The organism is Micromonospora echinospora, from assembly GCF_900091495.1.
GTDB classification, from domain to species: domain Bacteria; phylum Actinomycetota; class Actinomycetes; order Mycobacteriales; family Micromonosporaceae; genus Micromonospora; species Micromonospora echinospora.
The window spans coordinates 5785729-5808202 of sequence record NZ_LT607413.1 but is presented as its reverse complement, the minus strand read 5'-3'; the positions used below and the strand labels follow the sequence as shown (position 1 = coordinate 5808202).

Annotated in this window: 20 protein-coding genes; 10 read left to right on the top strand and 10 right to left on the bottom strand. The window is 72.2% G+C overall.

All coding sequences use genetic code 11. The features are described 5' to 3' along the window. Positions 1-2: 2 nt before the first annotated feature. On the bottom strand, positions 3-575 hold the full coding sequence (locus GA0070618_RS24960) for a TetR/AcrR family transcriptional regulator (protein ID WP_088983795.1): 573 nt from the start codon (positions 573-575) through the stop codon (positions 3-5). Positions 576-649: 74 nt separating this feature from the next. Here GA0070618_RS24960 and GA0070618_RS24955 point away from each other — a divergent pair, with 74 nt between their 5' ends. Together GA0070618_RS24955 and GA0070618_RS35240 are read left to right on the top strand one after the other, a co-directional pair. Next, entirely contained in the window at positions 650-2419 is a 1770-nt protein-coding gene (locus GA0070618_RS24955) for an ABC transporter ATP-binding protein (RefSeq protein ID WP_231931448.1), read from the top strand. Positions 2420-2515: 96 nt separating this feature from the next. Next, positions 2516-2638 carry a hypothetical protein gene (locus tag GA0070618_RS35240; protein ID WP_269148438.1) on the top strand — a complete coding sequence of 41 codons (123 nt, stop codon included), beginning with the start codon at positions 2516-2518 and terminating at the stop codon, positions 2636-2638. Here the strand turns inward: GA0070618_RS35240 and GA0070618_RS24950 are convergent, their stop codons facing one another. Together GA0070618_RS24950 and GA0070618_RS24945 are read right to left on the bottom strand one after the other, a co-directional pair. Beyond that, complete coding sequence (locus GA0070618_RS24950) at positions 2639-3412, bottom strand: DUF6585 family protein (protein WP_143740309.1); 774 nt, start codon at positions 3410-3412, stop codon at positions 2639-2641. Between the two features lie 155 nt (positions 3413-3567). Continuing rightward, on the bottom strand, positions 3568-4449 hold the full coding sequence (locus GA0070618_RS24945) for an AfsR/SARP family transcriptional regulator (RefSeq protein WP_157749007.1): 882 nt from the start codon (positions 4447-4449) through the stop codon (positions 3568-3570). A gap of 190 nt (positions 4450-4639) precedes the next feature. Between GA0070618_RS24945 and GA0070618_RS24940 the strand changes: the two genes are divergently transcribed. The 3 genes from GA0070618_RS24940 to GA0070618_RS24930 all read left to right on the top strand — a co-directional run bounded on the left by GA0070618_RS24940 (position 4640) and on the right by GA0070618_RS24930 (position 7172). Next, positions 4640-5431, top strand: a complete 792-nt coding sequence (locus GA0070618_RS24940) for a hypothetical protein (RefSeq protein WP_088983792.1) — start codon at positions 4640-4642, stop codon at positions 5429-5431. 267 nt (positions 5432-5698) lie between these two features. Further along, a complete protein-coding gene (locus GA0070618_RS24935; RefSeq protein WP_143740310.1) occupies positions 5699-6382 on the top strand; it encodes a DnaJ-like cysteine-rich domain-containing protein in 684 nt (227 codons plus the stop codon). Positions 6383-6437: 55 nt separating this feature from the next. Further along, positions 6438-7172, top strand: coding sequence for a VOC family protein (locus GA0070618_RS24930; RefSeq protein WP_088985817.1), 735 nt, complete (start codon positions 6438-6440; stop codon positions 7170-7172). 150 nt (positions 7173-7322) lie between these two features. On the opposite strand, the gene GA0070618_RS24925 is transcribed toward GA0070618_RS24930, so the two are convergent. The 4 genes from GA0070618_RS24925 to GA0070618_RS24910 all read right to left on the bottom strand — a co-directional run bounded on the left by GA0070618_RS24925 (position 7323) and on the right by GA0070618_RS24910 (position 12377). Continuing rightward, entirely contained in the window at positions 7323-8879 is a 1557-nt protein-coding gene (locus tag GA0070618_RS24925; protein WP_231931447.1) for a ricin-type beta-trefoil lectin domain protein, read from the bottom strand. Positions 8880-8968: 89 nt separating this feature from the next. Then, positions 8969-10558: a glycoside hydrolase family 64 protein gene (locus GA0070618_RS24920; protein ID WP_088983790.1), complete on the bottom strand. Its 1590-nt coding sequence runs from the start codon at positions 10556-10558 to the stop codon at positions 8969-8971. A gap of 438 nt (positions 10559-10996) precedes the next feature. Beyond that, complete coding sequence (locus GA0070618_RS24915) at positions 10997-12196, bottom strand: helix-turn-helix domain-containing protein (protein WP_231931446.1); 1200 nt, start codon at positions 12194-12196, stop codon at positions 10997-10999. Continuing rightward, on the bottom strand, positions 12183-12377 hold the full coding sequence (locus GA0070618_RS24910) for a hypothetical protein (protein ID WP_088983789.1): 195 nt from the start codon (positions 12375-12377) through the stop codon (positions 12183-12185). The genes GA0070618_RS24915 and GA0070618_RS24910 overlap by 14 nt, the downstream gene beginning before the upstream one ends. 118 nt (positions 12378-12495) lie before the next feature. Between GA0070618_RS24910 and GA0070618_RS24905 the strand changes: the two genes are divergently transcribed. After that, positions 12496-13257: a helix-turn-helix domain-containing protein gene (locus GA0070618_RS24905; protein ID WP_088983788.1), complete on the top strand. Its 762-nt coding sequence runs from the start codon at positions 12496-12498 to the stop codon at positions 13255-13257. A 72-nt stretch (positions 13258-13329) separates the two neighbouring features. Here GA0070618_RS24905 and GA0070618_RS24900 read toward each other — a convergent pair whose 3' ends face one another. Then, positions 13330-13818, bottom strand: a complete 489-nt coding sequence (locus GA0070618_RS24900; protein WP_088983787.1) for an FBP domain-containing protein — start codon at positions 13816-13818, stop codon at positions 13330-13332. Between the two features lie 72 nt (positions 13819-13890). On the opposite strand from GA0070618_RS24900, the gene GA0070618_RS24895 reads away from it, so the two are divergent. Continuing rightward, a complete protein-coding gene (locus GA0070618_RS24895) occupies positions 13891-14460 on the top strand; it encodes a TetR/AcrR family transcriptional regulator (protein ID WP_088983786.1) in 570 nt (189 codons plus the stop codon). A 373-nt stretch (positions 14461-14833) separates the two neighbouring features. After that, positions 14834-16408, top strand: a complete 1575-nt coding sequence (locus GA0070618_RS24890; RefSeq protein WP_172900327.1) for a Na+/H+ antiporter — start codon at positions 14834-14836, stop codon at positions 16406-16408. Between the two features lie 119 nt (positions 16409-16527). Here GA0070618_RS24890 and GA0070618_RS24885 read toward each other — a convergent pair whose 3' ends face one another. Beyond that, on the bottom strand, positions 16528-17931 hold the full coding sequence (locus GA0070618_RS24885) for an RICIN domain-containing protein (protein ID WP_414467533.1): 1404 nt from the start codon (positions 17929-17931) through the stop codon (positions 16528-16530). Between the two features lie 159 nt (positions 17932-18090). Beyond that, positions 18091-19332, bottom strand: coding sequence for an extracellular catalytic domain type 1 short-chain-length polyhydroxyalkanoate depolymerase (locus tag GA0070618_RS24880; RefSeq protein ID WP_088985813.1), 1242 nt, complete (start codon positions 19330-19332; stop codon positions 18091-18093). A 324-nt stretch (positions 19333-19656) separates the two neighbouring features. Between GA0070618_RS24880 and GA0070618_RS24875 the strand changes: the two genes are divergently transcribed. Further along, the gene (locus GA0070618_RS24875; protein ID WP_088985812.1) at positions 19657-20643 is read left to right on the top strand and encodes a PaaX family transcriptional regulator; all 987 of its coding nucleotides are present in this window, start codon (positions 19657-19659) and stop codon (positions 20641-20643) included. A 148-nt stretch (positions 20644-20791) separates the two neighbouring features. Further along, positions 20792-22297, top strand: a complete 1506-nt coding sequence (locus GA0070618_RS24870) for a serine/threonine-protein kinase (protein WP_088983784.1) — start codon at positions 20792-20794, stop codon at positions 22295-22297. Positions 22298-22474: the final 177 nt, after the last annotated feature.

Below are 22474 nucleotides of genomic sequence, written 5' to 3'. Positions count from 1 at the left end.
CGTCAGGCCGACCTGACCCCGATCGCCCCGTCCACGGTGCGCAGGACGAGACGGAGCACCTCATGCCGGGAGGCGCCGGTCTCGGCGAGGTAGGACCACCCGGCGTACAGCTGGGACCAGACGATGCTCTGCACCCAGCCCGCCGGCAGTTCCGGGTCGATGCTGCCGTCGCGGTGACCGCGCTCGACCAACGCGGTGAACTCCGGGTCGCACCCGGCCGAGCCACCGGCGGTCGGGTCGACACAGAGTTCGGGCTCGCTGAAGATCAGCGAGAGCAGGTCGCCGAGGTCGAAATACTCCTGACAGAGCCGGCGTACTGCCGATGCGCCGGTCCCCTCGGCTGGTCGCGCCTGGGCGGTCGCGCGGGCCAACCGGGCGGTCGCCTCGGCACCGACCGCACTCAGCAGGTCGGTGCGCTCGGCGAAGTAGCGGTGCAGGGTCGTCCGTCCCACGTCGGCAGCGGTGGCGATGTCGCCCAGGGACGCGGCGGGGTTGCGCCCCAGCACCTCGATCGCCGCGTCGACGATGGCCTGGCGGGTCCGGGCCCGGCTGCCGGAGACCTGCGCGTCTGTCACGGGGGCAAGGATAGCAACATGCCTTTCCGGTATATCGGTTGACTGTATTGGAACAGCTATGTTCCATTAAGGGAATGGAATCATCCAATCGGCCGCTCCCTCGGCTGCGCACGCTCACCTCGTTCCTCGCCCCGCACCGACGAACGATGCTCCTCGGCCTCCTGCTGGGTCTCGCCGCGAACGCGGCCGGACTCGCGACGCCGATGGTCACCAAGTGGGTCCTGGACACCCTCGGCGACGGCGCGTCGATGGCCCGCCCGATCGCCGTCCTCCTGGGGCTCGTCGTCGTCGGCGCGGCGATCGGGCTGTGGCAGTGGCGGCTGCTCGGGACACTCGCCGAGCAGATCGTGCTCGACGCGCGGACCGCGATGGTCGCGCGCTACTTCCGGGCCCGCGTCGGCGAACTGCAACGCCGGCCCACCGGTGAGCTGGTCACCCGGGCCACCTCCGACACCCAGCTGCTGCGCGAGGCGTCCAGCAGCATCGTGGGCCTGGTCAACGCGGGCATCGCCCTGCTCGGCACGCTGGTGCTGATGGGGGTGCTCGACCTGTTCCTGCTGGGTTGCACGCTCGCGGCCGTGCTGGTGGTCGCGGCGGTCATGGGCGTCCTCATGCCCCGCATCGCGGCGGCGCAGGTCACCGCCCAGGAACACATGGGTCGGCTCGGCGGCGCGCTGGAGGGAGCACTGCGCGCGGTCCGGACGGTCAAGGCCAGCCGGGCCGAGGCCCGGGTCACCGAACGCATCGTCGACGACGCCCGGCAGGTCGCGACGCACAGCGTACGGGCAGCGCTGGTGACCGCGTCGGTCTGGACGATCGCCTGGACGGGCATCCAGCTCGCGGTGATCATGATCCTGGGCATCGGCGCCTGGCGTGCCCAGCGTGACCTGCTGGAGATCTCCAGCCTGATCGCCTTCCTGCTGTACGTGTTCCAGCTGATGGGCCCGATCACCGAGCTGACCCAGAACACCACGGCGTTGCAGGCCGGGATCGCCGCGGCCGGACGGATCCGCGAGGTCGAGACGATGGCGACCGAACCGGCGGGTCCGGCGTCCACGTCGACGTCGCGTCCGGACACCGTCGATCCGGAGCAGCCGGTGCTGGTGTTCCGTGGGGTCACCGCCCGGTACGGCCCGGACGCCGACCCGGCCGTGCGCGACGTCGACCTGGTCATCCCCCGGCGTGGGCACACCGCGATCGTGGGACCGTCAGGGGCCGGCAAGACCACCCTCTTCTCGCTCGTCCTGCGCTTCCTCGAACCCGAGCACGGGCAACTGCTCCTCGACGGCCGTCCGTACGCCACGTACCGGCCCGACGAGGTGCGGGCCCGGCTCGCCTACGTCGAGCAGGAGACGCCGGTGGTGCCGGGCACCATCCGGGACAACGTGCGGTTCACGCACCCCGACGCCACCGACGACGAGATCCGGGCGGTGCTGCGGGCCGTCCGGCTGGACGAGAAGGTCGACTCGCTTCCGGAGGGCCTGGACACGCCGCTGTCGTCCACCGAGGTGTCCGGCGGGCAGCGGCAGCGCATCGCGCTGGCGCGGGCGATGCTGCGTACCCCCCAGGTGCTGCTGCTCGACGAGGCGACCGCGCAGGTCGACGGCCTGACCGAGGCCGCGTTGCAGGAGTGCGTCCGGCAGCGTACGGCGGCCGGCGCGGTGGTGACCATCGCGCACCGGCTCTCCACGGTGCTCGACGCCGACCGGATCGTGGTGCTGGAGGACGGGCGGGTCCGCGCCGAGGGCACGCACGCCGAACTGCTGGCCGGCGACGACCTCTACCGCCGGCTGGTCGAGGCGCTGCGCATCGCGGCCGAGGAACCCGTGGCCGCGGCGCGCTAGCGGCGGCCCGGTGGGCCGGCGTGCCCGGCCCACCGGCGGGTCGCGGAGAACGGCGGCGCGGCGTGCCACCTGTACGGAGCCCGGCACCTCGCCGAGGTGCGCCGGCTGCTCGGGGCACGTCAGGCCCCGGACGCGGACGGACGTCGACGGCGGCTGGACGCGATGGAGGCGCTGGTCAGGTGGCTGGTCGAGGCCGCCGAGGAGGTCGGGCCGGACTGATCACCGCAACTGTTCGGCCAGGCCGAGGAACACGTAGAGGTTCGGGACGCCGGCGCTGACGACGGCCGGCAGCACGTGGCGACCCGCTTCCTTCTCGAAGTACACCTGCCCGTGCACCAGCCGGATCTCATGGAGGTCGGCCCAGCGGCAGGTCTTCTCCTTCACCGACACGGTGTGGCGGTCCACGGTGACGTCGCCGAAGGTCAGCCGTTCGCCCGCGTTCAGCCGGGCCAGGGCGGCGGGCAACTGGGCGGCGGTCACCCGGCGCTGGATCTCCGGGCCCCACCGCATCGGGTCGACGAAGACCGGTCCCCGGGTGACCGAGGTGACCCCCACACGTTGCAGGTGGCGGCCGAGCAGACCGTGGTGCCCCGGCCCGAGGCTCAGCGCCGTACCGTCGCCGTCGATCAGGGTGTAGACCGCCTCCACCAGCCCTCCGTTGACCCGGGTGTGGTTCTGGAGGACCCGGACCGACTCCCACCGGTAGGTCCGTCCGAACCCGTCCGGAGCGGTGACCCGCAGTCCGCCGGTGAACAGGTGGAGTTCGGCGCCCCGCCACCGTCGACCGAAGAGGCTCTTGCGGGGCGCGGCCGTCATGACCGGGCTGCCCAGGTCCTGCTCGCCGCCCGGTACGGCCGCCGGGTCGCCGGGTCGTGCGCCGTTGTCGTTCACCTGGAACTCCGAGGGGTCGCGGACGGACAGGTCCACCCGGTCGGGGTGGGGACCGACGGCCGCCCGGCGCTGCCCGGGAACGGTCGCTGGACGATGGGGCACTCTACGCGACCTACCTCGTGGCCGTTCCACTCAGGACATGACGTCGGGACGCGGCCGGGCCCACCGGTTCGGCCGGGACGTCACAGGGCCCACCGTGTGACCGGGACGTCGCGACGTGCGCCGTGCGGCGCCTGGCCCGTCGCGCGCCGGACCGGTCACGGGGACGGTCGCCCCGGCGCGTACCGACGGACCCGGAGGACCCGTCCGGCCAGCGGACGATGGGGTCGCTGCCGAGCGGACACCGACACGGCGGCCGGGGCGAGCGTCACGTCGTGGTGGAGGATCGCGACCTCGATCCGCCGCAGGGCCGGACCCGGGTCCGCGCCGAGCTGCTCGGCCAGGGTGCGGCGGGCACGCCGGAGCACGGCGAGCGCGTCCCCCTGTCGGCCGGCCCGGTAGAGCGCGGTGGCCAGCAGCTCCCACCCCCGCTCGCGCAGGGGCTCCTCGATGACCAGCGCCTCCAGCTCACCGACCAGGACGGCGTGCCGTCCCGCCTGGAGCAGCGCCGTCAACCGCAGCTCCACGGCGGCGGCGCGGGCCGCCGCCAGCCGGGTCACCGCCGGCAGGACGAAGGGCACGTCGCCGAGATCGGCGAAGGCCGGGCCCCGCCAGAGGGCCAGCGCGGTGTCGAGGGTGGTGGCCGCCTCGACGGGTCGGCCCCGGTCGAGCAGCACCCCACCGGTCTCCACCAGCGCCGTGAACCGTTCCGCGTCGACCCGGCCCGGGCGCAGTCGGAGCGCGTAGCCGGTCCCCGCGTGGACGAGCACGTCACCCCGGCGGGCCGCGTGCTCCGGCTCCAGCACCCGCCGCAGGCCGGCGACGTACCCGTAGAGCGTGGCGCGGCTGGCGACCCGGTCGCCGTCACCCCACACCAGCTCCCGCAACCGGTCCACCGGCAGCATCCGCCCCTGGGCGACCAGCAGCGCCGCCAGCACCATCCGCTGCCGGCGGCCACCGAGCGCCACCGGCCGCCCGGCGCGCACGGCCTCGACCGGACCGAGCACCCGCAGGTCGACGTCGGTCTCCGTACCGGTCACCGGTCTGCTCTCCGCCCCCACCGTCATCCTCCTCCGCCACCGGTGCCGGCGCATCGGATCACGACGGCTCCCTGTCGATCACAGGAGACGCCGTCGGTCGTCGGGAAGGTTGGGGCGTCGGCCAGTCGGGTAGCCGACTGTCCCGACGGTTTCCCAGACGGATCCCAGACCGGGCCGATTCGCTGCCCACATGAGACGTTTCCTCACGGCCCTCGCCGGGGCGGTGTTCGCGGCCACGGTCGCCGTCGCCGCTCCCGCCTCCGCCGCGCCCGACTGCGATGTCCCCGTGCCGCCGCCGATCTGCAACCCGATCGAGGACCCACCGCCGCCGGAGGGCAGCGACAAGTCGCCCACCGGCCGGGTCGAGTCGTACGGCTTCGCCAACGGCACCTTCCACGTCCGGGGGTGGGCCCGGGACGTCAACGGTGGACCGGTGACGATCTGGGTCAACGTGGACGGGCCGTTCGTCGGCGCGTACCCCGCCGGGCTGTGGCACGCCGGGCAGGGCGCCAACGTCGGCTTCGACATCACCGTGCCCGCGCCGTCGAGCGTCGGCACCCACCAGGTGTTGATCACTCTGGTCAACGTGCCCGACGGCACCCAGCCGGAGGCGCCGTACTCGAGCCTCCTGAACTACCTGACGTACACGGTGGAGCCGACCCCGCCCGCCAACCTGAGTCTCACGCCCGTCGTCACCAACGGGCAGGACGCGATCGTCGTGGGCTTCACCGACCTCTCCACCGCCGAGGAGGGTTACCAGATCACCTACGACTGGATGGCCCGCCGGATGAACGACGATGGGCACTGGGTGCTCACCCCCGAGTCGCGCACCGTGCACGTCGGCCCCAACCCGGGAACCGGGTGGTACAGCCACACCATCTCCGGGCTCGTCTCGAACACCTTCTACCGCTTCTACATCCGCACGAAGGAGAACGGCCGGATGTCCACGCCGACGACCGGCGGGGTCTCCACCCTCGACTGATCTGCCGATCCCGACGACCGTCGGAGCCGGTGAGCCGTCCGAACGGCCAGTCAGCGCCGTTCGGGCGGCTCAGGCGCGGCCCGGTTCGTCACCCACGTCCGCCTGCCCGCCGGCAACCGTGCGTGACCGTGAACCGGGCCGCCGCCCTCGTGGGCCTTCTCACCCGCGTCCGAACCACGATGTCGGTCGATGACGGGACTATCCTCGGACGCAGGGAGCGCCGGATGGCGCGCACTCCCGGTCGTGTGGCGGCGGAAGGCGGCGGACATGCCCGAGATCCCCGGGACGCGCGAGGAGTTGGAGAACGCCGCCCGCTTCCTCCGCGACCGTATGCTGTCCCTGGCCAAAGACCTCGAACCGGGCCAGCACCCCGACATCACCATGCTGCCGGAACCGGCCATCCTCGACTGGCGGGAGCCGCTGCGGCACGCCTACAAAGCCACCCTGCGCCTGGTCGCGAGGGAGCAACCGTCCGCCACGCACGCCGTCCGGTACGGCGGTGACCTGCTCACCGCACGCGGCTGGAGCGTGGAGAACGACACCAGCCCGGCCGAGATCCGTGCCGTCGCCCGCCGCGACGGATTCGTGATCACCCTGTACGCCGTCCACCAGGAACAGGGCGTCAGCCAGTACGGTGACGGCTACGGCATCGGTGGCGAGACCCCGCACGTCCTGCTCCACGAGCCGGTCGCGTTCGTCCCGCCCGAGCCGGTCGTCACCACCGAGTCCCTGCCCGCCGGGGCGCTCCTCTGCTACGAGTGCGACGGCCTCGGCTGGTGCCCCGGCTGCCTGGGACGCGGCTTCACGCTGAACGACGACCGACGCCGACAGCGGTGCAACCTCTGCTTCACCAGGCGGCTCTGCCCGATCTGTGAAGGCGCCGGGCTCAAGTGGATCCACGCGATGAACCACTGGGATCGGACGCAGTACCCCGAGCTGCGGCCGGACTGACCGCAGCGGATCTGCCATAGGCGGCCGGGCCTCTCCCTTCGGCACAATGGCCGGCGTGACCGATCCCGAGGTACGTCCGAACGAGACCACCGTGCCGCTGCTGCCCTGCGTGTCCGCCGAGGAGACACTCGCCTTCTACCAGGCGCTCGGTTTCCGGGTCACCTACCGGCAGACCCGCCCCTACCTCTACCTCGCCTTCGCCTGGAGCGGCTTCGAGCTGCACTTCGGCGGCGCGCCGGCGGGACTGGACCCGAGCCGGGAGACCAGCGGGGGGTGCCTGGTGATGGTGGACGACGTCGCGCCGTACCACGCCGCGTTCACCGCCGGCCTGCGCGCCGCGTACGGCAGGGTGCCGGCCCGGGGTCTCCCCCGCATCACCCGCCACCGGCCCGGCGCGAGCCGGTTCACCGTCGTGGACCCGTCCGGCAACTCGATCATCTTCATCCGGCGGGACGAGGAGAAGGAGTTGGAGTACGGCGGGTCGAAGACGCTGAAGGGCATCGCCCGGGCGCTCGACAACGCCCGGATCCTCCGGGAGTTCAAGAACGACGACCGGGCGGCGGCGCGGGCGCTCACCTCGGCGCTGCGCCGGCACGGCGACACGGCGACACCGGTCGAACGCGCCCTGGCCCTGGCGACCCTGGCCGAACTGGCGGTCGCCCTCGACGAGCCCGACCGGGCCGAGGAGTGGATCGCCCAGCTACGGGCGGTCGAGTTGACCGACGCCGACCGGCGGCGGGTGGAGAGCGAGGTCGCCAACGTGACGCGACTGCACGAGTGGCTGTCCTAGCGTCGATCATGGAGTTGTGGCGCGCGGTCTGCGGCCTTTGTAGCGGTCCGGTTGGTGCCCGAACTCCATGATCGACGGGGCGATGCCGGCCGGACCGGGGGTGACCGGTCCGGCCGGCAAGCGGCCGGCGGGGTGGGGCAGGGGGCAGCCTCAGCCGGTGCGCCACTTCTGGTTGGCGGTGCCGGCGCAGTCCCACAACTGCAACCGGCCGCCGTCGCCGCTGACCCAGTCCTTCATGTCCACGCACTTGTTGGCCTGCGGGTTCACCAGGTCACCGGCGGCGGAGAGGACGAACTGCTGGGCCGGGTTGCCGCTGCAGTTGGCGATCTGGATGACCGCGCCGTTCTCGCGGGAGCCCCAGGCGACGTCCATGCACTTGTTGTTCTGGGTGCGCAACGTGCCACCGGTGAAGGTCCAGCTCTGCGCGGACGTGCCGTTGCAGGTCCAGGTCTGCAGCGGTACGCCGTCGGAGAAGTTGGAGCTCGGCACGTCGATGCACTTGTTGTTCCAGTTGCTGATGATCCGGGTGCCCGGTCCCCCACCGCCGGTGGTGACCAGCGACAGCCCGTAGACACCGAGGATCTCGTTGACCGGCTGGAACCACGTCGTCCCGCCGCTCGTGCAGTTGCCGGAACCGCCGGAGGTGACGCCCTGCGCCTGGTTGCCGGCGAGCCACGCGCCGCCGGAGTCGCCGCCCTCGGCGCAGGCGTTGCTGCGGTGCAGACCCGACACCGCGCCCTGCGGGTAGTTCACCGTCTCGTTGCGGCCGAGGAGCGTGCCGCAGCGCCAATGGGTCGTCCGGCCGGACCGGCACACCCCGCTGCCGATCACGGCCTCGGTGGAGCCGGCGACCGAAACGTTGCCACCGGCATAGTTGTTGACCCACGGGCGGGGCGTCCAGTTGCCGTTGGTCCGCACCCAGCCGTAGTCGTTGCCCGGGAACGACGACCCGGCGAAGGTGCCCTGGGAGACGTTGTTGTAGCCGAGGGTGGGGCTCCCGGTGCCTCCGCAGTGGCCGGCGGTCACGAAGCCACCCGCGACGGCGAAGCCTACCGAACAGAGCGTGTTGCCGTTGATCACGTACTGGTCGCCGCCCCGGATGTCGTACAGCGGACGGGGTGCCTCCGCCTGCACGACGTAGCGGACGAGGGCGGCGGGGATCCCGCTGCGCGCCACGAAGTCCCGGGCCGACGCGGTGCCGCCGGGGGCGACCGTCACCACGAGGCTGTTGTCGGCGACGTCGGTGTACCAGCTCCGTACCGCGGTGCCCGGGCGGTGGCGGGCGGCGTACCCGTCGAGGGCGTTCTGGGCGGCGGTGAGCGCGGCCAGGCTCCGGGAGACGAGCCGGGGCTCGGCCCCCTCGGCCCGGACGGCGTCCGCGACGGACTCGTCGGTGACCGCCACCGTGAGCCGGTCCCCGGCGGTCAGCCAGGACCCGGCGTACCGTGCGCCCAGCCCGGTGCGCAGTCGCTTGTCGACCACGGCGGCGGCGGCCTCGACCCGCAACCGGTCGGCGAGCTGCCGGTCGGTCAGGCCGAGGTCCCGGCGCATCGCCTCGGCCATGCCGGCGGGCAGGTCGGGAGTGTCGACACGGGCCGCGCCGGTCCGGTCGGTCGCGTCCGGGTCGGGCGGGGGCGCGGCAGTGGCGGGCACGGTCAGCCCGACGACCGCCACACCGGTGGCGAGCAGGGCGAGGAACGACTTCATCGGTGTCCTTTCCTACGGGGGATCTGGTGCTGCCCGGCGGCGGGGCGGCCCCGCCGCCGGGTGGAGGGGCTGGCCGAACCGGCGGCGACTCAGCCGGTGCGGAACTTCTGGTTGGCGCTGCCGGCGCAGTCCCAGAGCTGCAACCGGGCGCCGTCGCCGCTGTTCCAGTCCTTGATGTCCACGCACCGGTTGCTGGCCAGGTTGAGCAGGTCACCGGCGGCGGTGAGGGTGAACTGCTGTGCGCCGGTGCCGTTGCAGGCGTAGAGCTGGACGACCGCGCCGTTGCCGGTCGCGCCGCCGTCGACGTCCATGCACTTGTTGTTCTGGCTCCGCACCGCGTTGCCGGAGAAGGTCCACTTCTGGGCGTTGGTGCCGTTGCAGGTCCACATCTGGAGCGGCACACGGTCGGCGAAGTTCGAGCTCGGCACGTCGATGCACTTGTTGTTCCAGTTGCTCAGCACCGGCACGCCGGTCGGCGCCGGGGCGCCTCCCCCGCTGAACGGGCTGAGCACCACACCGGCGGCGCGCGGGTCGCCGTCGTGCACCAGCGACTCGAAAGCCCCGACGTCGTCGAAGGCGAACGCGTACGCCTTGCCGTCGACCATGTTGGCGTGGATCAACCGGGCGTACTGGTTGGTGGGGTTGCTGCGGTAGAACTCGGCCGGGTTGAGGCTGGGCTGCGTGTCGATGGTGCCGAGGGTGCCCCGGTTGAGAGCGGCGCAGAGCGTCCGGGCGATCGGGCCGACGACCTGGTCGTTGGGGGCGTGCAGTTGGCCGTCGCAGCCCCAGACGCTGGCCGACGAGGGCCGTTGGAACGACGCCACCACCTGCCCGGACCCGTTGGTGAAGGTCATCGTGCTGCCGGAGGTCCGGCCGAAGTAGCGGATGCCGGGCTGGTCGGCGAAGGGCACCACGGTCAACGTCTTCGTGGTGTACGCGTTCCACGCCGAGGCGATGTACGGGTCGAGGTAGGTGGGGCTGAACAGGCCCGCGCCGGCGGCCTTGCCCGGGGCCAGGACCCGCAGCACCGTGCCGTCCGACCGGGTGTACACCGAGTTCCCCCAGCCGGCCTGCGCCCGGATCCCGTTGATGATGTTGGCGCGGCCGTTGGTGACGACGTCCCCGGTCCGCTTGGTGACCCCGTTGGCGCCGGTGACGGTGACCGCGTGCGGCACGGCGAACATGTCCACCTGGGAGCTGTTCAGCCAGAGTCCGGCGTCGTTGTAGGTGAACTCGCTCCAGTCGAACAGGATGTTCCGGTTCGGGTCGCCGGCCGCCCAGGGCGCGGGTTGCACCAGGCCGTCCGGGGTGAGGAAGAACTTCAGCTTCTCGCCGAAGGAGAAGTAGACCCGTCCGGAGAAGCCCCGGGGGAACTGGATGGTGGTGCGGCCTCCGTTGCCGGGGCCCGGGATGGAGGCGTCGGGCGCGGGTGACGGCGGGATCTGACCGCCGGTCCACGGCACGAACGAGCCGCCCGCGGTCACGTAGCCGAGCCGGCCGCTGGAGAGCTGGGTACCGATGACGTACAGGTGCACCGCCTCGCCACGGCCGGTGTTGTTGGTGATCGTGACGGGTAGCAGGGCTGGCCCGACCGCACGCGCGGGCGTCGCGTGGACGGTCGCCGCCACGGTGACGAGGAGGGCGGAGACGATGGCGAACAGGTGTCGTCGAACGCTCATAGGACCACCTCAGGCGTGGGGGAACAGTTGAGAGAGCGCTCTCACAGGCTGCAACTGGAAACAAAGTTTGTCAATACTTAACAGGGAGTCGGCAGGCGCCGTCGGGTCCCGCGCGTCCACCTCGGGCGGTGCGACGCGCTCCGGACCGCCGCGTCCACGGTCGACGATCCCGCTCGCCGTTCGGCGGCCCGGTCCGATTCCGCACCGCTCCACTCCGTTCCGGCGACATGGGGGTGTCCGGGCAGCAGGACACCCCCACATCGGCGATACGCAGTGGTCCGGCCCGGTTCTGCGCGGCTGGGTGGGGAGTTCGTCGGCACGCTGTGGAGCTGCCCCGTCCATGCGCCCACCGGTCACCGGCACCTCCCGTCGCGCCCGACCGGCAGCAGACAGCCGGTTGCGGATCTGCGCCAGGGACAGGAACGGCGCGGTCACCGTTCAGCCCACCCCGAGCGTCGCGGCGAGGTGGCTGAGCGTCGTCGGGGCGGCAGGGTCGCGGGCGACCTGGGCGAGGATTTCTCGGCCGGCCGGTCGGTGACGGATCTCGGCCGGTGCGATCCGCTCGGCCTCCGTCAGGACCCGGCCGGCGCTGACCGGGTCGTCGGCGTGGAGGTAGGCACGGGCGACGTCGACCAGATACGCGGCGCGGTGTTCGGCGGCCAGCCACCGCCAGCCGTCCCGCCTGGTCACCTTCTCGTGCCGGGCCATGGCCTCCTCCGCGTCACCCGACTCCACGGCCACGGCGATCCGGGCCAACTCCACCGCCGTCGCCCCGAACCCGGTCCGGTAGAAGTCGTGCCCGTCCCCCACTCGCGCCGCCATCTCGGCGGCTTCGTCGATCAGCTCGACGGCGGTGCCGTCGTCCCCGTCACGGGCGGCGGCCAGGGCGGCCTGCACCAGCAGCGTTCCGCACAGGGACAGCTCCGACGGGTCGCCGAACTCGATCATTGGCGGGGCGATGCGGTACGCCGCCGTCAACGTCACCGACTTCGCCACCCGCGCCCGCCCTGACGCGCGCAACACCTGACCGAGCTGCACGGCAGCGGCAGCCACCGACACCCGGTCACCGGTAGCGGCGGTCATCGCCCGGTCGACGGCCAGCCACGCCACGTCGGGGGCACCGAGCTTCACCAGCAGCGCGGCCGTCACCCGGTACGCCTCCACCAACGGCACCCGACCCCTGTCGGGATCGTGGGCGTGGGTGCGCTGCACGCTGGCCACCAACTGCGGCAGCAGATCGACGACCTGCGGGTAGCGGGCGTGCTGGAAGGTCGTCCACACATGCGCGACCTCCCGCGCCAGCCGATCGCCCGGCAGCACCCGGCGGGCCGACGGGCGCTCCAACGCGATCTCGTACGTCGACAGCGCCACCCGGATCCGCTCCACACCCTCGACACGCTCGATCAGCCCGGCCGGCTGAGCGTCCCGACCGAGCAGCACCGCCGTGTCGATCCGCAGCACGGCAGCGATGCTCTGAAGCGTCGACACCTTGTCGAGCGACCGGACACCCCGCTCGACCTTGTCGACCCAGCTCTTGGACTTGCCCAGCCGATCCGCGAGCACCTGCTGAGACAGCTTCCGCCGCCCTCGCCAGTACGCCACCCGACGACCGACCGGCAGCAGATCACCGCTGTCCACGACGCCACCGCCGATCCGGCACCGCGCGGGTCGTCTCCTCGACCGGCACCCGATCCGCCTCGGCCTGCGCAAGAATCCGCCGCTTCGCCGCCTCCCGCTCGGCCGCCTGGACCTGCTCGCCCGGCCTCACCGCCGGGTCGTCGCCCTCGCCCTGCATCCCCACCTCCGTCAGCAGAAGCACGGCGGCAAGCCCGGCCGTCGCGCGCCATCCACAATGACGCCGAGATGTCACCGACTGCGACGACACTGGATACGGCAAACCGGTCACATGACTGGCGACATTCAGGCGACATCACGCTATGGTGGCGGTCATGACCGTCCCGAACACCGCCCTGCGCTCCGTCCGCATCGGAATGCGCATGAGCCAGGACGATTTCGCTCGCGCGCTCCAAGCCGCCGGCCACCGCGTCGGCGAGCCCAACGACGCCAACAAGAGACTCGTCCAGCGATGGGAGTCCGGCGCGATCGCCGCGCCGCGGCCCGTCTACGCCCGTGCGCTGGAAGTCGTCACCGGCCTACCCATTTCGCTGCTCGGTTTCGCCGCAGTGCCCGACGGCCAGGTCGCCGACGACCAGCACGGTGGGCACGACCTGACATCCCCCATGTCCAACCTGGCCACGCCCACGCCCAAGTCCAGGCCAGCCACGGTCCACCGGTCGTACGAGGGCGTATGGCTCAGCCGCTACCAGTACTACTCCAGCGGCCGGGGGGAGTCCTTCGCCGGGCAGCACTTCCTGGTCGTGCTTCAGCACGGCGACCGGTTGACCGCCCGCAGCCTGCCCGGGTCGGCGGCATCGTCGCTGTCGCTGGATCTGACCGTGGACGGCGCTGTCGTCACCGGCACCTGGGTGGAGCAGACCGACCCGGCCGGCTACTACCGGGGCGCCCGATACCACGGCGCGATCCAGCTTCTGGCCGAGCCCACGGGTCGACGGATGGCCGGAAAGTGGGTGGGCTTCGGCAAGGACATGGACGTCAACACCGGCCCGTGGGAGCTCGTCTTCCAGGACGCTTCGACGTCCAAGGCGACGCTCGATCGGTACAACACGTCGACGACGTAGCGCCCGGCTCGCGGGGGCAAGGCGGCCTGTCGGGCACGCGCACGTCTCCGCCGTCGCATCCACGACGTTGGTTCACGCCGTCACCCGGGCGACGAACGCGGCGAGGTTCGCCACCGTCCGTTCGATCTTCTCCTCCAGGGTGAGCGACTCGTGGAGCCGGGCGCCGGCACCGGCGTCCCTCTTTCCCCGCACGTACAGCGAGCAGGCGAGGTCGGCGCACAGGTAGGTGCCGACCGAGTTGCCCTGCTGCCCGGCCTTGCCGGCCTTCGGCGCGACCATGAGGGAGACGTCGCTGTGGGTGGTCAGACAGATCGAGCACATGCCGCGTCGCGCCTGCCCGGCGACGGGGCTGGGACGGCGCAACGCGAGGGCGCTCGGGTGGCCGTCCAGTTCGGCGACGAGGTAGGCGCGGTCGGGGGCCTGGGGGTCGTGCCAGCCGAGGAAGTCCAGGTCGTCCCAGGGGCGGTCGGCGAGGTCGCGCGGAACGTACAGCCGCTTCGCCTGGCCCTTGGTGCAGTTCACGAAGGCGGTACGGATCTCGTGTTCGGTCAACGGCTTCACGACAGGCCACGCTAATTTGCCTAAAGGCATTAGGCAAATGCATAATCTCATGAGGCAGGCGGGAGGAGTGGCATGGCACGTGTGGGGCTGAACGCGGAACGCCTGACCCGGGCGGGAGCGGAGCTGGCCGACGAGGTCGGCTTCGAGCAGGTGACCGTGTCGGCGCTCGCCCGGCGGTTCGACGTCAAGGTCGCGAGCCTGTACTCACACGTGCGCAGCTCCCAGGACCTCAGGACCAGGATCGCCCTGCTCGCCCTGGCGGAGATGGCCGACCGGGCCGCCGACGCCCTGGCCGGTCGGGCCGGTCGGGACGCGCTCACCGCCCTCGCGAACGTCTACCGCGACTATGCCCGGGAGCACCCCGGCCGCTACGCGGCGGCCCAGCTCCGACTCGACCCCGAGACGGCGGCGGCCAGCGCCGGCGGCAGACACGCTCAGCTGACCCGGGCGATCCTGCGCGGCTACGACCTGACCGAGCCGGCCCAGACGCACGCGGTCCGCTTGTTGGGCAGCGTCTTCCACGGGTACGTCAGCCTGGAGATGGGCGGCGCGTTCAGCCACAGCGCCCCGGACACCCAGGAGACCTGGACGCGCGTCCTGGACGCCCTCGACGCCCTGTTGCGGAACTGGCCCGCGCCCTGACCGGGACGCCGCACCGCACCGGGTGACGGAGCATCAGGACACCGTCACCGGCGGCACCCCACGTCGCCGGGAGCCGCCGCCCGGGTGCTCCAGCGGTACCCGACCTGGACACCGAGCCAGGTGAAGGCGTACCTGACGGCCCAGGCGACCCCGGTCAACAACCTGCGCCTGCTGTACGTGGACCCGCTGCTCTGACCCGGGCGGCACCCGCCGGAACCCGTCGGCGTCGGGACGCAGCGCCCCGACGCCACGCTCCGCCGGGTTGCTCACGCCGTTCCGCGACGCGCCGCCGGTCCGCCGTCCCACACTGAGGGGACGGACGAGGAGGGCTGGCCGGGCCGGGGCGACGGCCGGACGGGGGGCGAGGGGCGGCGTGGAAGGTCTCGTGCTGATCGCGGTGCTGGCCACCACCGTGCTGGTCGGGACCACGCTCGGTGGGCGGTACCGGGTCGCGCCGCCGGTCCTGCTCATCGGCATGGGTGCGCTGCTGGCGCTCGCCCCGCCGCTGTCGGACGTGGTGCTGGAGCCGGACGTGGTGCTGCTGCTGTTCCTCCCGGCGATCCTCTACCGGGAGAGTCTCAGCATCAGCCTGCGGGAGATCCGCACCAACCTGCCGGCCATCGCGTTGCTCGCCGTCGGGCTGGTGGCGATCACCATGGTCACGGTGTGGTGGGTTGCGCAGACGCTCGGCGTCGACCCGGCCGTGGCCTGGGTGCTCGGTGCCGTGCTCGCCCCCACCGACGCCGCAGCCGTCGCCGGCCTGGCCAAACGGATGCCCCGCCGCTTCCTCACCATCCTCCGCGCGGAGAGTCTGATCAACGACGGCACGGCGCTGGTCCTGTTCGCCGTCGCGCTCGGCCTGCTCGAAGGGGACGGCGCACCGGGAGCACCGAGGCTCCTCGGGCAGATCGTCGGGTCGTTCGCCGGCGGGGTCGCGGCCGGCGTGCTGGTCGGCGGTGTGGTGATCCTGATCCGGCGACGCCTCGACGACCCGCTCCGGGAGGGCGCGCTGAGCGTGCTCACCCCGTTCGTCGCGTTCCTGCTCGCGGAGAAGGTCCACGCCAGCGGGGTGCTGGCGGTGGTCGTCGCGGGGCTGCTGCTCTCCTACGCCGCACCCCGGATAATCCGGGCCCCCTCCCGGCTGATGGCCTACGCCTTCTGGGACCTCACCACGTTCCTGATCAACGGCGGGCTCTTCGTCCTGCTCGGCATGCAGATCCCCCGCATCGTGGAGAGCGAGACCAGCACGTCGCTCGGGCGGGCGATGATCATCGGGCTGGTGGTGGCCGGCACGGTCACCGCGACCCGGATGGCGTGGGTGCACCTGTCGACGTACGTCCTCCAGGTGGTCGACCGCCGACGCTCGCAGCGTGAGCTCCGGGTGGGCTGGCGGGTCCGCACGGCGGCCGGGTGGGCCGGTTTCCGGGGCGCGGTGTCACTGGCCGCGGCGCTCGCGGTGCCGCTGGTCACCGCCAACGGCAAGCCGGTCGGCCAGCGCGACCTGATCATCTTCTGCACGACGCTGGTGATCGTGCTGATCATGTTGATCCAGGGCACCACGTTGCCGCTGGTCGTCCGGTGGGCGGGTCTCGTCGGCGACGAGCCGCGCGTCGAGGAGACCCGTCAGGCCCGGGTGAGCGCCACCCGGGCCGGCCTGGCGGCGCTACCCGACGTGGCGCGGGGTCTCGACGCGACGGCCGACATCGTCGACCGGGTACGCGCCGAGTACGAGGACCACCTCGAAAGCATCCAGGCCCCCGAGGACGAGGAGTCCGGACGGAACCGCGACGTGGAGCGGCAGCTGCGGCTGGAGGTGCTCGCCCGCAAGCGCCGCGAGATCACCCGCCTGCGCGACGCGAACGAGATCGACGACACCGTGCTGCGGGAACTCCAGGCGGTGCTGGACATCGAGGAGATCCGTCTCCTGGGCCCGCAGACGCCGGACTAGACGCCGAAGCCGGCCCCGAGCGGGACAGGCGTCCGCCGGAGTTCGTGAACCCCCGCCCGCCGGAGCCCGCCCGCTCGGTCACCGCTGCGGCGTCCTGCCGCCTGCCTGCCAGCCCGAGGTCAGGAGAACTGCGCGAAGAACCGCCAGATCTCGCCCTTGGTCCAGGTCGTCACACCACTTTCGGCGTACGTCCCGTCGACCGGGGCGGGCAGGTGCCCGTTGTCGAACGCGGCCCACTGCACCGGGTACCCGGCTCGACAGCCGGCGTAGCCGGTGGTGACGTGCGTCCGGCTACCGGCCGCCGGCTCGGGCGGGTTCTGCTGGGCACAACCGTTGTTCCGGACGAACGTGTCGCGCAACGCCCGCCCCTGGGCGATGGTGAGCACGTTGTCCGAGATCCCGTGCAGACCGAAGTACGCGACGGGCTGGGTGCCGCCGCTGCATCCGCTGATCTGTCCGCCGGCGATGACCGCGACGGCCCGGAAGACGGTCGGCCGGGCGCAGGCGAGGGCATAGCTCATGCCACCGCCCCAGCTGAAGCCAGTCGCGAACCGCTGCACCGGGTTGACGCAGAGGTCGCCCTCGATCCGCCGGAGTATGTCGTCGACGAAGGTGACGTCCTCGCCACCGGAGTTGGCCCAGCCGTTGCCCAGGCCCTGCGGCGCGACCAGGATCGCGTTGTTGCCCGACTGCTCCCACTGGCCGTAGTAGGACCAGGCCTGCCCGCTCGTCCCGCCGGAATCGATCTCGTTGGCGGTGCCGCCCCGCCAGTGGAACGCGAAGATCAGCCGGTACCGGTGGTTGTTCGCGTAGGTGGCGGGCATCCGCAGGATGAACGACCGGCTCTTGCCGTTGCTCTGGATCTGGTGGGTGCCGTTGCGCAGCGTCGGAGTCCTGCCACACCCGTCGTTCCCCGGAGGACCGGTGGTGGGCGGTGGGGTGGTGGGCGGTGCGGTGCCACCGTCGACGCGGACGAGTTGCCACTGCTGGTTCGCGCCGTTCCAGTCGTCGTACTGCACGATGTTGCCGCCGTCGGCGGTCGAGGCGCCCTGCACCTCCAGCACCTTGTTGCTGTTGCGGTTGGTCAACCGGACGTGCCCGCCATCGGAGTCGGTCAACCGCCACTGCTGGTTCGCCCCGTTGTGGTCGGTCCACTGCTGGACCGTCGCCCCGTTGGCCGTCGACCAGTTCGCCACGTCCAGGACCTTGCCGGAGTGCCGGGACGCGAGCCGGTAGTAGCCGCCCCCGGAGTCCACGAACTTCCACTGCTGGTGGTCACCGTCGTTCCGGGACCACTGCGTGATCCGCGCGCCGTCGCCGGTCGCCCGGTCGTACACGTCGAGCGCCTTGCCGCTGTTGCGGTTGACCATGACGTACCAGGCTCCGGTGTCCACCGACGCCGCGTCGGCGGGAACGGTGTTCACCGCGACCAGCGTGCCGGTCGCGACGACGGCCGCCGCGACGACGGCCAGTCCGGACCGCCAGCGGCGTCCCGGGGTGGAGGTGGGACGAGTCTCGTCCATCGTTCTCATCATCTGCTCCTCTGGGCCTCGTCCGGTGGGACGGGTTCTCCCGGGTGCCGACGCCGACAGCGGCGTCGACACGTCGAAGGGTCTGCGGGCGCGTCACCCCGGTCGCCGGCATGCGCGGCCGGGTCGGCCGACGGGTGACGTCCGGTCGGTTCAGGCGAGCGCGCAGGGCGCGCCGTTCAGGGTGAAGGCGCTCGGCCCGGCCGCGTCACCGGTGTGCGTGGCCTGGAAACCGACGGTGATCGAACCGTTGACCGGGATGGCGGCGTTGTGGGCCACGTTCCGCGCCGTCACCTGCCCCGAGGACGGCGTATAGGACGCGTTCCACCCGGAGGTGATGACCTGACCACCGGGCAGGGTGAAGACCAGGGACCAGCCGTTGACGGCGCTGGTGCCGGTATTGGTGATGGTGAGGTCCTCGGTCAGCCCGTTGTTCCAGGCGTTGACGCCGACCGCCACCCGGCAGGCGCCGGAACCCGGCGGCGGCGTGGTCGGCGCAGGAGTGGTCGGCGTGGTCAGGCCGAAGAACTGGACGGCGGCGGCCGCCATGCCGCCGGAGGGCAGGCTGTGGCCGGCGCCCTGGACGGCGTACGCCTCCACCTGGACGGTGTCGTGCGAGTCGGCGTACCGGCGGCGGTTCCAGTTGGACTGGGGCGTGTCGATGGAGGTGGGAGTCTGGCCGAGACCGAACACGTCGGTCCACTGCTCGATCGACTCCTGCAACAACTGGTACGGCACCAGCGTGTCGTTGGTGCCGTGCCAGAGCTGCACCCGTGGGCGCGGGCCGGAATAGCCGGGGTATGCCTGCCGGACCGCGTCACCCCACTGTTGCGGCGTCCGGTTCATGGTTCCGCCGGTGCACTGGCTGGCTCCGGGCGGGTAGTCGGCCGCGTTGGCGAAGCAGTTGTACGGAACTCCCATGAAGGCGGCTCCGGCCCTGAACACGTCGGGGTAGACGGCCAGCATGTGATTGGTCATCATGCCGCCCGACGAACTGCCGGTGGCGTAGACCCGGTCGAGGTCGCCGCCGTGCTGACGGTGCACAAAATTGATCATGGACACCAGCGACACGGGGTCGCTGCCGCCACCACGCCGCTTGGCGGCGTCCGACCAGGTGTCGAAGCAGTTGCCGAACCCGGCCTGCTGGGTCGCCGTCGGGTAGATGACGACAAATCCGTACCGGTCGGCCAGCGAGGCGAACTCGCTGCCGGAGTGGAAGCCCGGGCCCGACCCGCCGCAGCCGTGCATGGCCAGCACGATCGCCGGCCGGGCCGGACGGGAGTCGGGCAGATAGAGGTGCATCCGCATCCGTCCCGGGTTGTCACCGAAGCTGGTCACCTCGACCAGCGACGCCGCGTGGGCCGGTCCGAACGCGGGGACCACGAGTCCGACCATCGCCAGGGACACGGCCAGGGCGAACAGCAGACTCCGTCTGATTCTCGTACGCACGATCTCCTACCTCTACAGGTCGAGATGGGCCGCGCACCCTGACACGGGTACACCCGGCTCCCCGCGCTGGCACGTCCCGGCCCACGACATCTGGGGTTGCCCTGCCCGGCCCACGCACGTCGTATGACAAATAGTCTCCCCCTCGGACCAAGAAGTGTCAATTGAGATAGCTCGATGGGGCGGGTGTCGTCGACGGTCCACTGTCCGTCGGCCGGCGAGGACGCCGTCTACAGTCGATGCACCGTCCCCGAACCGCCCCGGAGCGTCCCCGTGAACAGCCCCTTCCACATCGAGGAGATCTTCCCCGAGGACGAGGACCACGCGGTGCGGCTGCCCCGACGGCAGGCCGGGAACTCGCCCCAGGGGCTGGCGGTGACGCTGCTGGCCGACTACACGCTGCGGGACCTGGCCTGGCTCCCGTCCGCAGCCATCGTCGCGTTGCTCACCGAAGCCCGGGTCAGCCCCACCGGTGCCCGTGCCGCCATCAGTCGGCTGGTCCGCCGGGGCGTGCTGGAGGGCAGCCGACAGGGACGGCACAGCTTCTACCGGCTCAGCCGGGCCGCCGCCGTCGACCTGGCCAGCGGTGGCCGGTGGATCCTCACCGCCACCGCCGCGGCGAAGCCGTGGGACGGTCGCTGGACCCTCGTCGCCTTCTCGCTCCCCCAGGAGCGGGGCACCCAGCGGCGGGCCCTGCGTGGGCAGCTCCGGTGGCTGGGTTTCGCGCCGCTGTACGACGGCCTGTGGATCTCGCCGCACGAGCTGACCCCGCAGGACCAGATCCGACTCGGCCAGGTCACCGGCACCGTCACGGTGTTCCGCGGACGACCCGCCGACCTCGACACCGTCACCAACCGCCGTCCTCTCGACGCCTGGGACGTCGCGGCGATCGCCCGGCACTATGAGACCTTCCTCGAACGCTGGCGGCCGCTCCTGCCACAGGTGGAAAGCGGCCAGGTCAGCGGCGCGGAGGCGGTACGGGCCCGCACCGAGGTCATGGACACCTTCCGGCGCTTTCCCACGCTCGACCCGCAGCTACCGATCCAGCTCCTTCCCCCCGGATGGCTCCGGGAGCCGGCCCGGGAGGTGTTCGCCACCGTCTACGACGGCCTCGCCGACGCCGCCGAGCAGCACGTCCGCACTGTCGTCGCACGCTTCGGCGACAGCGGGCAAGCCGGCATCCGCGCCCACCTCACCACCGACATCCTGGCCGGAACGGTCGTCCCCCCGGCGGCACCGTCCGCGCTCGTACCCGGGTAGGCGACGACGCTCCACCTCGCCGGCAGCGACCGGGCCCGAGGTCGGGCGAAGAGGCGCTCGGCCGATGGGCCCCGCCCCGCGCTGTGGCATGATGTCGCGACGGTCGGCCCGCCGTCAGGACGATGCGACGTACGGACGGTGAGAGGGAATGCTGCGCCCTGGCCAACGACTCGGCGACCGGTACCGACTCGACGCCCGGATCGGCGCCGGCGGCATGGGCGAGGTGTGGCGGGCGGTCGACGTGCTGCTCGACCGGACGGTCGCGGTGAAGGCCATGCTGCCGGGCGTGGCGGACGATCCGGATTTCGCCCGCAGGTTCCTCGTCGAGGCGAAGGCGATGGCGAGCGTGAACCATCCCGCCGTGGCGTCGATCCACGACTACGGGCACAGCGACGGGCTGACCTTCCTGGTGATGGAGTTCGTCGACGGGCAGTCGCTGTCCCAGATCCTGGCCCGACACGGGCGGCTCTCCCCCGCCGACACCATGCACCTGGTCGCCCAGGCGGCGGACGGACTCCAGGCGGTCCACGAGTGCGGCATCGTGCACCGCGACATCAAACCGGCCAACCTCCTGGTCCGGCCGAACGGCACGCTGCTGATCACCGACTTCGGCATCTCCCGCCGGCACGACGCGTCACTGCTGACCGCGTCCGGCGCGGTTCTCGGTACGCCCACCTACCTCTCGCCGGAACAGGTGCTCGGTCGGCCGGCCACCGCGCTCAGTGACGTCTACTCGCTCGGGCTCGCCGCCTACGAATGCCTGACCGGGCAGCGTCCGTTCACCGGGGACAACCCGTACGCGATCGCCCTGCAACGGGTGCAGTCGGTCCCCCGGGCCCTCGGTGACGACGTACCGCAGCCGGTGCGGGCCGTCGTCGAGCGGGCCCTGGCCACCGAGCCGGCGGACCGTTGGCCGTCCGCCGCCGCGCTGGCCGCTGCCGCGCGCTGGTCGTCCGGCACGGTCCCCCACCCGCCCGCGCCCGTCCCGGTCGCGGGCCCAGCGGTGCCGGCTCCACCGGTCCCGGGCCCGTCGGTCGCGGGCCCACCTCTGTCGGCTCCGCCGGTCGCGGGCCCGTCGGTCACCGTTCCACCACCGGGATCGGTGACGCCGGTCCGGGGCCGGTCGACGCAGCGGCGGTGGGCGGTGCTGACCGGAGCGGTCGTCCTCGTCCTGGTCGCCGGTCTCACGGCGTTGCAGGTGGTCGGCGACGGCACCGGGTCACCGGCCGACGCCGACCCGACCCGGCCGAACGCCACCCCGTCGGCGGTGCCGGACGGGTTCACCGCCTGCGGCGCGGAACTCTGCCCCACCACGCCGCTGTGCTGGGGCGGCCTGGTCGCCATCAGCGGCACCGCCATGCCGCCCCGGAAGGCGAACTGCGCGGGCGAACACTCCTGGGAGACGTTCGCCGCGATCCGGCGGCCTGACGACGCGGCCGACCTGCCGCAGGACGAACTGCTGGCCCACCCCACCATCGCGGTGGCCTGTTCGTCGTCGGTCCTGGCGGCCCGCAGCGCCGAGCCGGCCGGCACCCGCGCCTGGGTCCGGGACGCCTGGCCGATCGAGCTGCCCGCCGACCAGGGTTGGTTGGTGCACTGCCTGGCCCGCCCGGAGTCCGGCGGCTCGAAGGGTCCGGCCTTCCGTCCCGCCTGAGCGCGTCCGCCCGAGCCGGTCGGGACGCGTCGGTCCGGACGGCGTCGGTGTCCACGCCGGGCTGGTCCCGCGCCCGCGCCGCCGGCACCCGCCCCTGAGCGCTCGCCGCCGGGGCAACCCGCGCCGCTCCGGAGCCCGGCCGGTCACCGCTGCTGGACAGCATCCGCCGGGCCGCCG

Coding starts and splice junctions, on each gene's coding strand:
- GA0070618_RS24955 (WP_231931448.1), top strand. CDS start 650: ATGGAATCATCCAATCGGCCGCTCCCTCGGCTGCGCACGCTCACCTCG.
- GA0070618_RS24940 (WP_088983792.1), top strand. CDS start 4,640: ATGAGACGTTTCCTCACGGCCCTCGCCGGGGCGGTGTTCGCGGCCACG.
- GA0070618_RS24935 (WP_143740310.1), top strand. CDS start 5,699: ATGCCCGAGATCCCCGGGACGCGCGAGGAGTTGGAGAACGCCGCCCGC.
- GA0070618_RS24925 (WP_231931447.1), bottom strand. CDS start 8,879: ATGAAGTCGTTCCTCGCCCTGCTCGCCACCGGTGTGGCGGTCGTCGGG.
- GA0070618_RS24920 (WP_088983790.1), bottom strand. CDS start 10,558: ATGAGCGTTCGACGACACCTGTTCGCCATCGTCTCCGCCCTCCTCGTC.
- GA0070618_RS24905 (WP_088983788.1), top strand. CDS start 12,496: ATGGTGGCGGTCATGACCGTCCCGAACACCGCCCTGCGCTCCGTCCGC.
- GA0070618_RS24895 (WP_088983786.1), top strand. CDS start 13,891: ATGGCACGTGTGGGGCTGAACGCGGAACGCCTGACCCGGGCGGGAGCG.
- GA0070618_RS24885 (WP_414467533.1), bottom strand. CDS start 17,931: ATGGACGAGACTCGTCCCACCTCCACCCCGGGACGCCGCTGGCGGTCC.
- GA0070618_RS24880 (WP_088985813.1), bottom strand. CDS start 19,332: ATGGTCGGACTCGTGGTCCCCGCGTTCGGACCGGCCCACGCGGCGTCG.
- GA0070618_RS24870 (WP_088983784.1), top strand. CDS start 20,792: ATGCTGCGCCCTGGCCAACGACTCGGCGACCGGTACCGACTCGACGCC.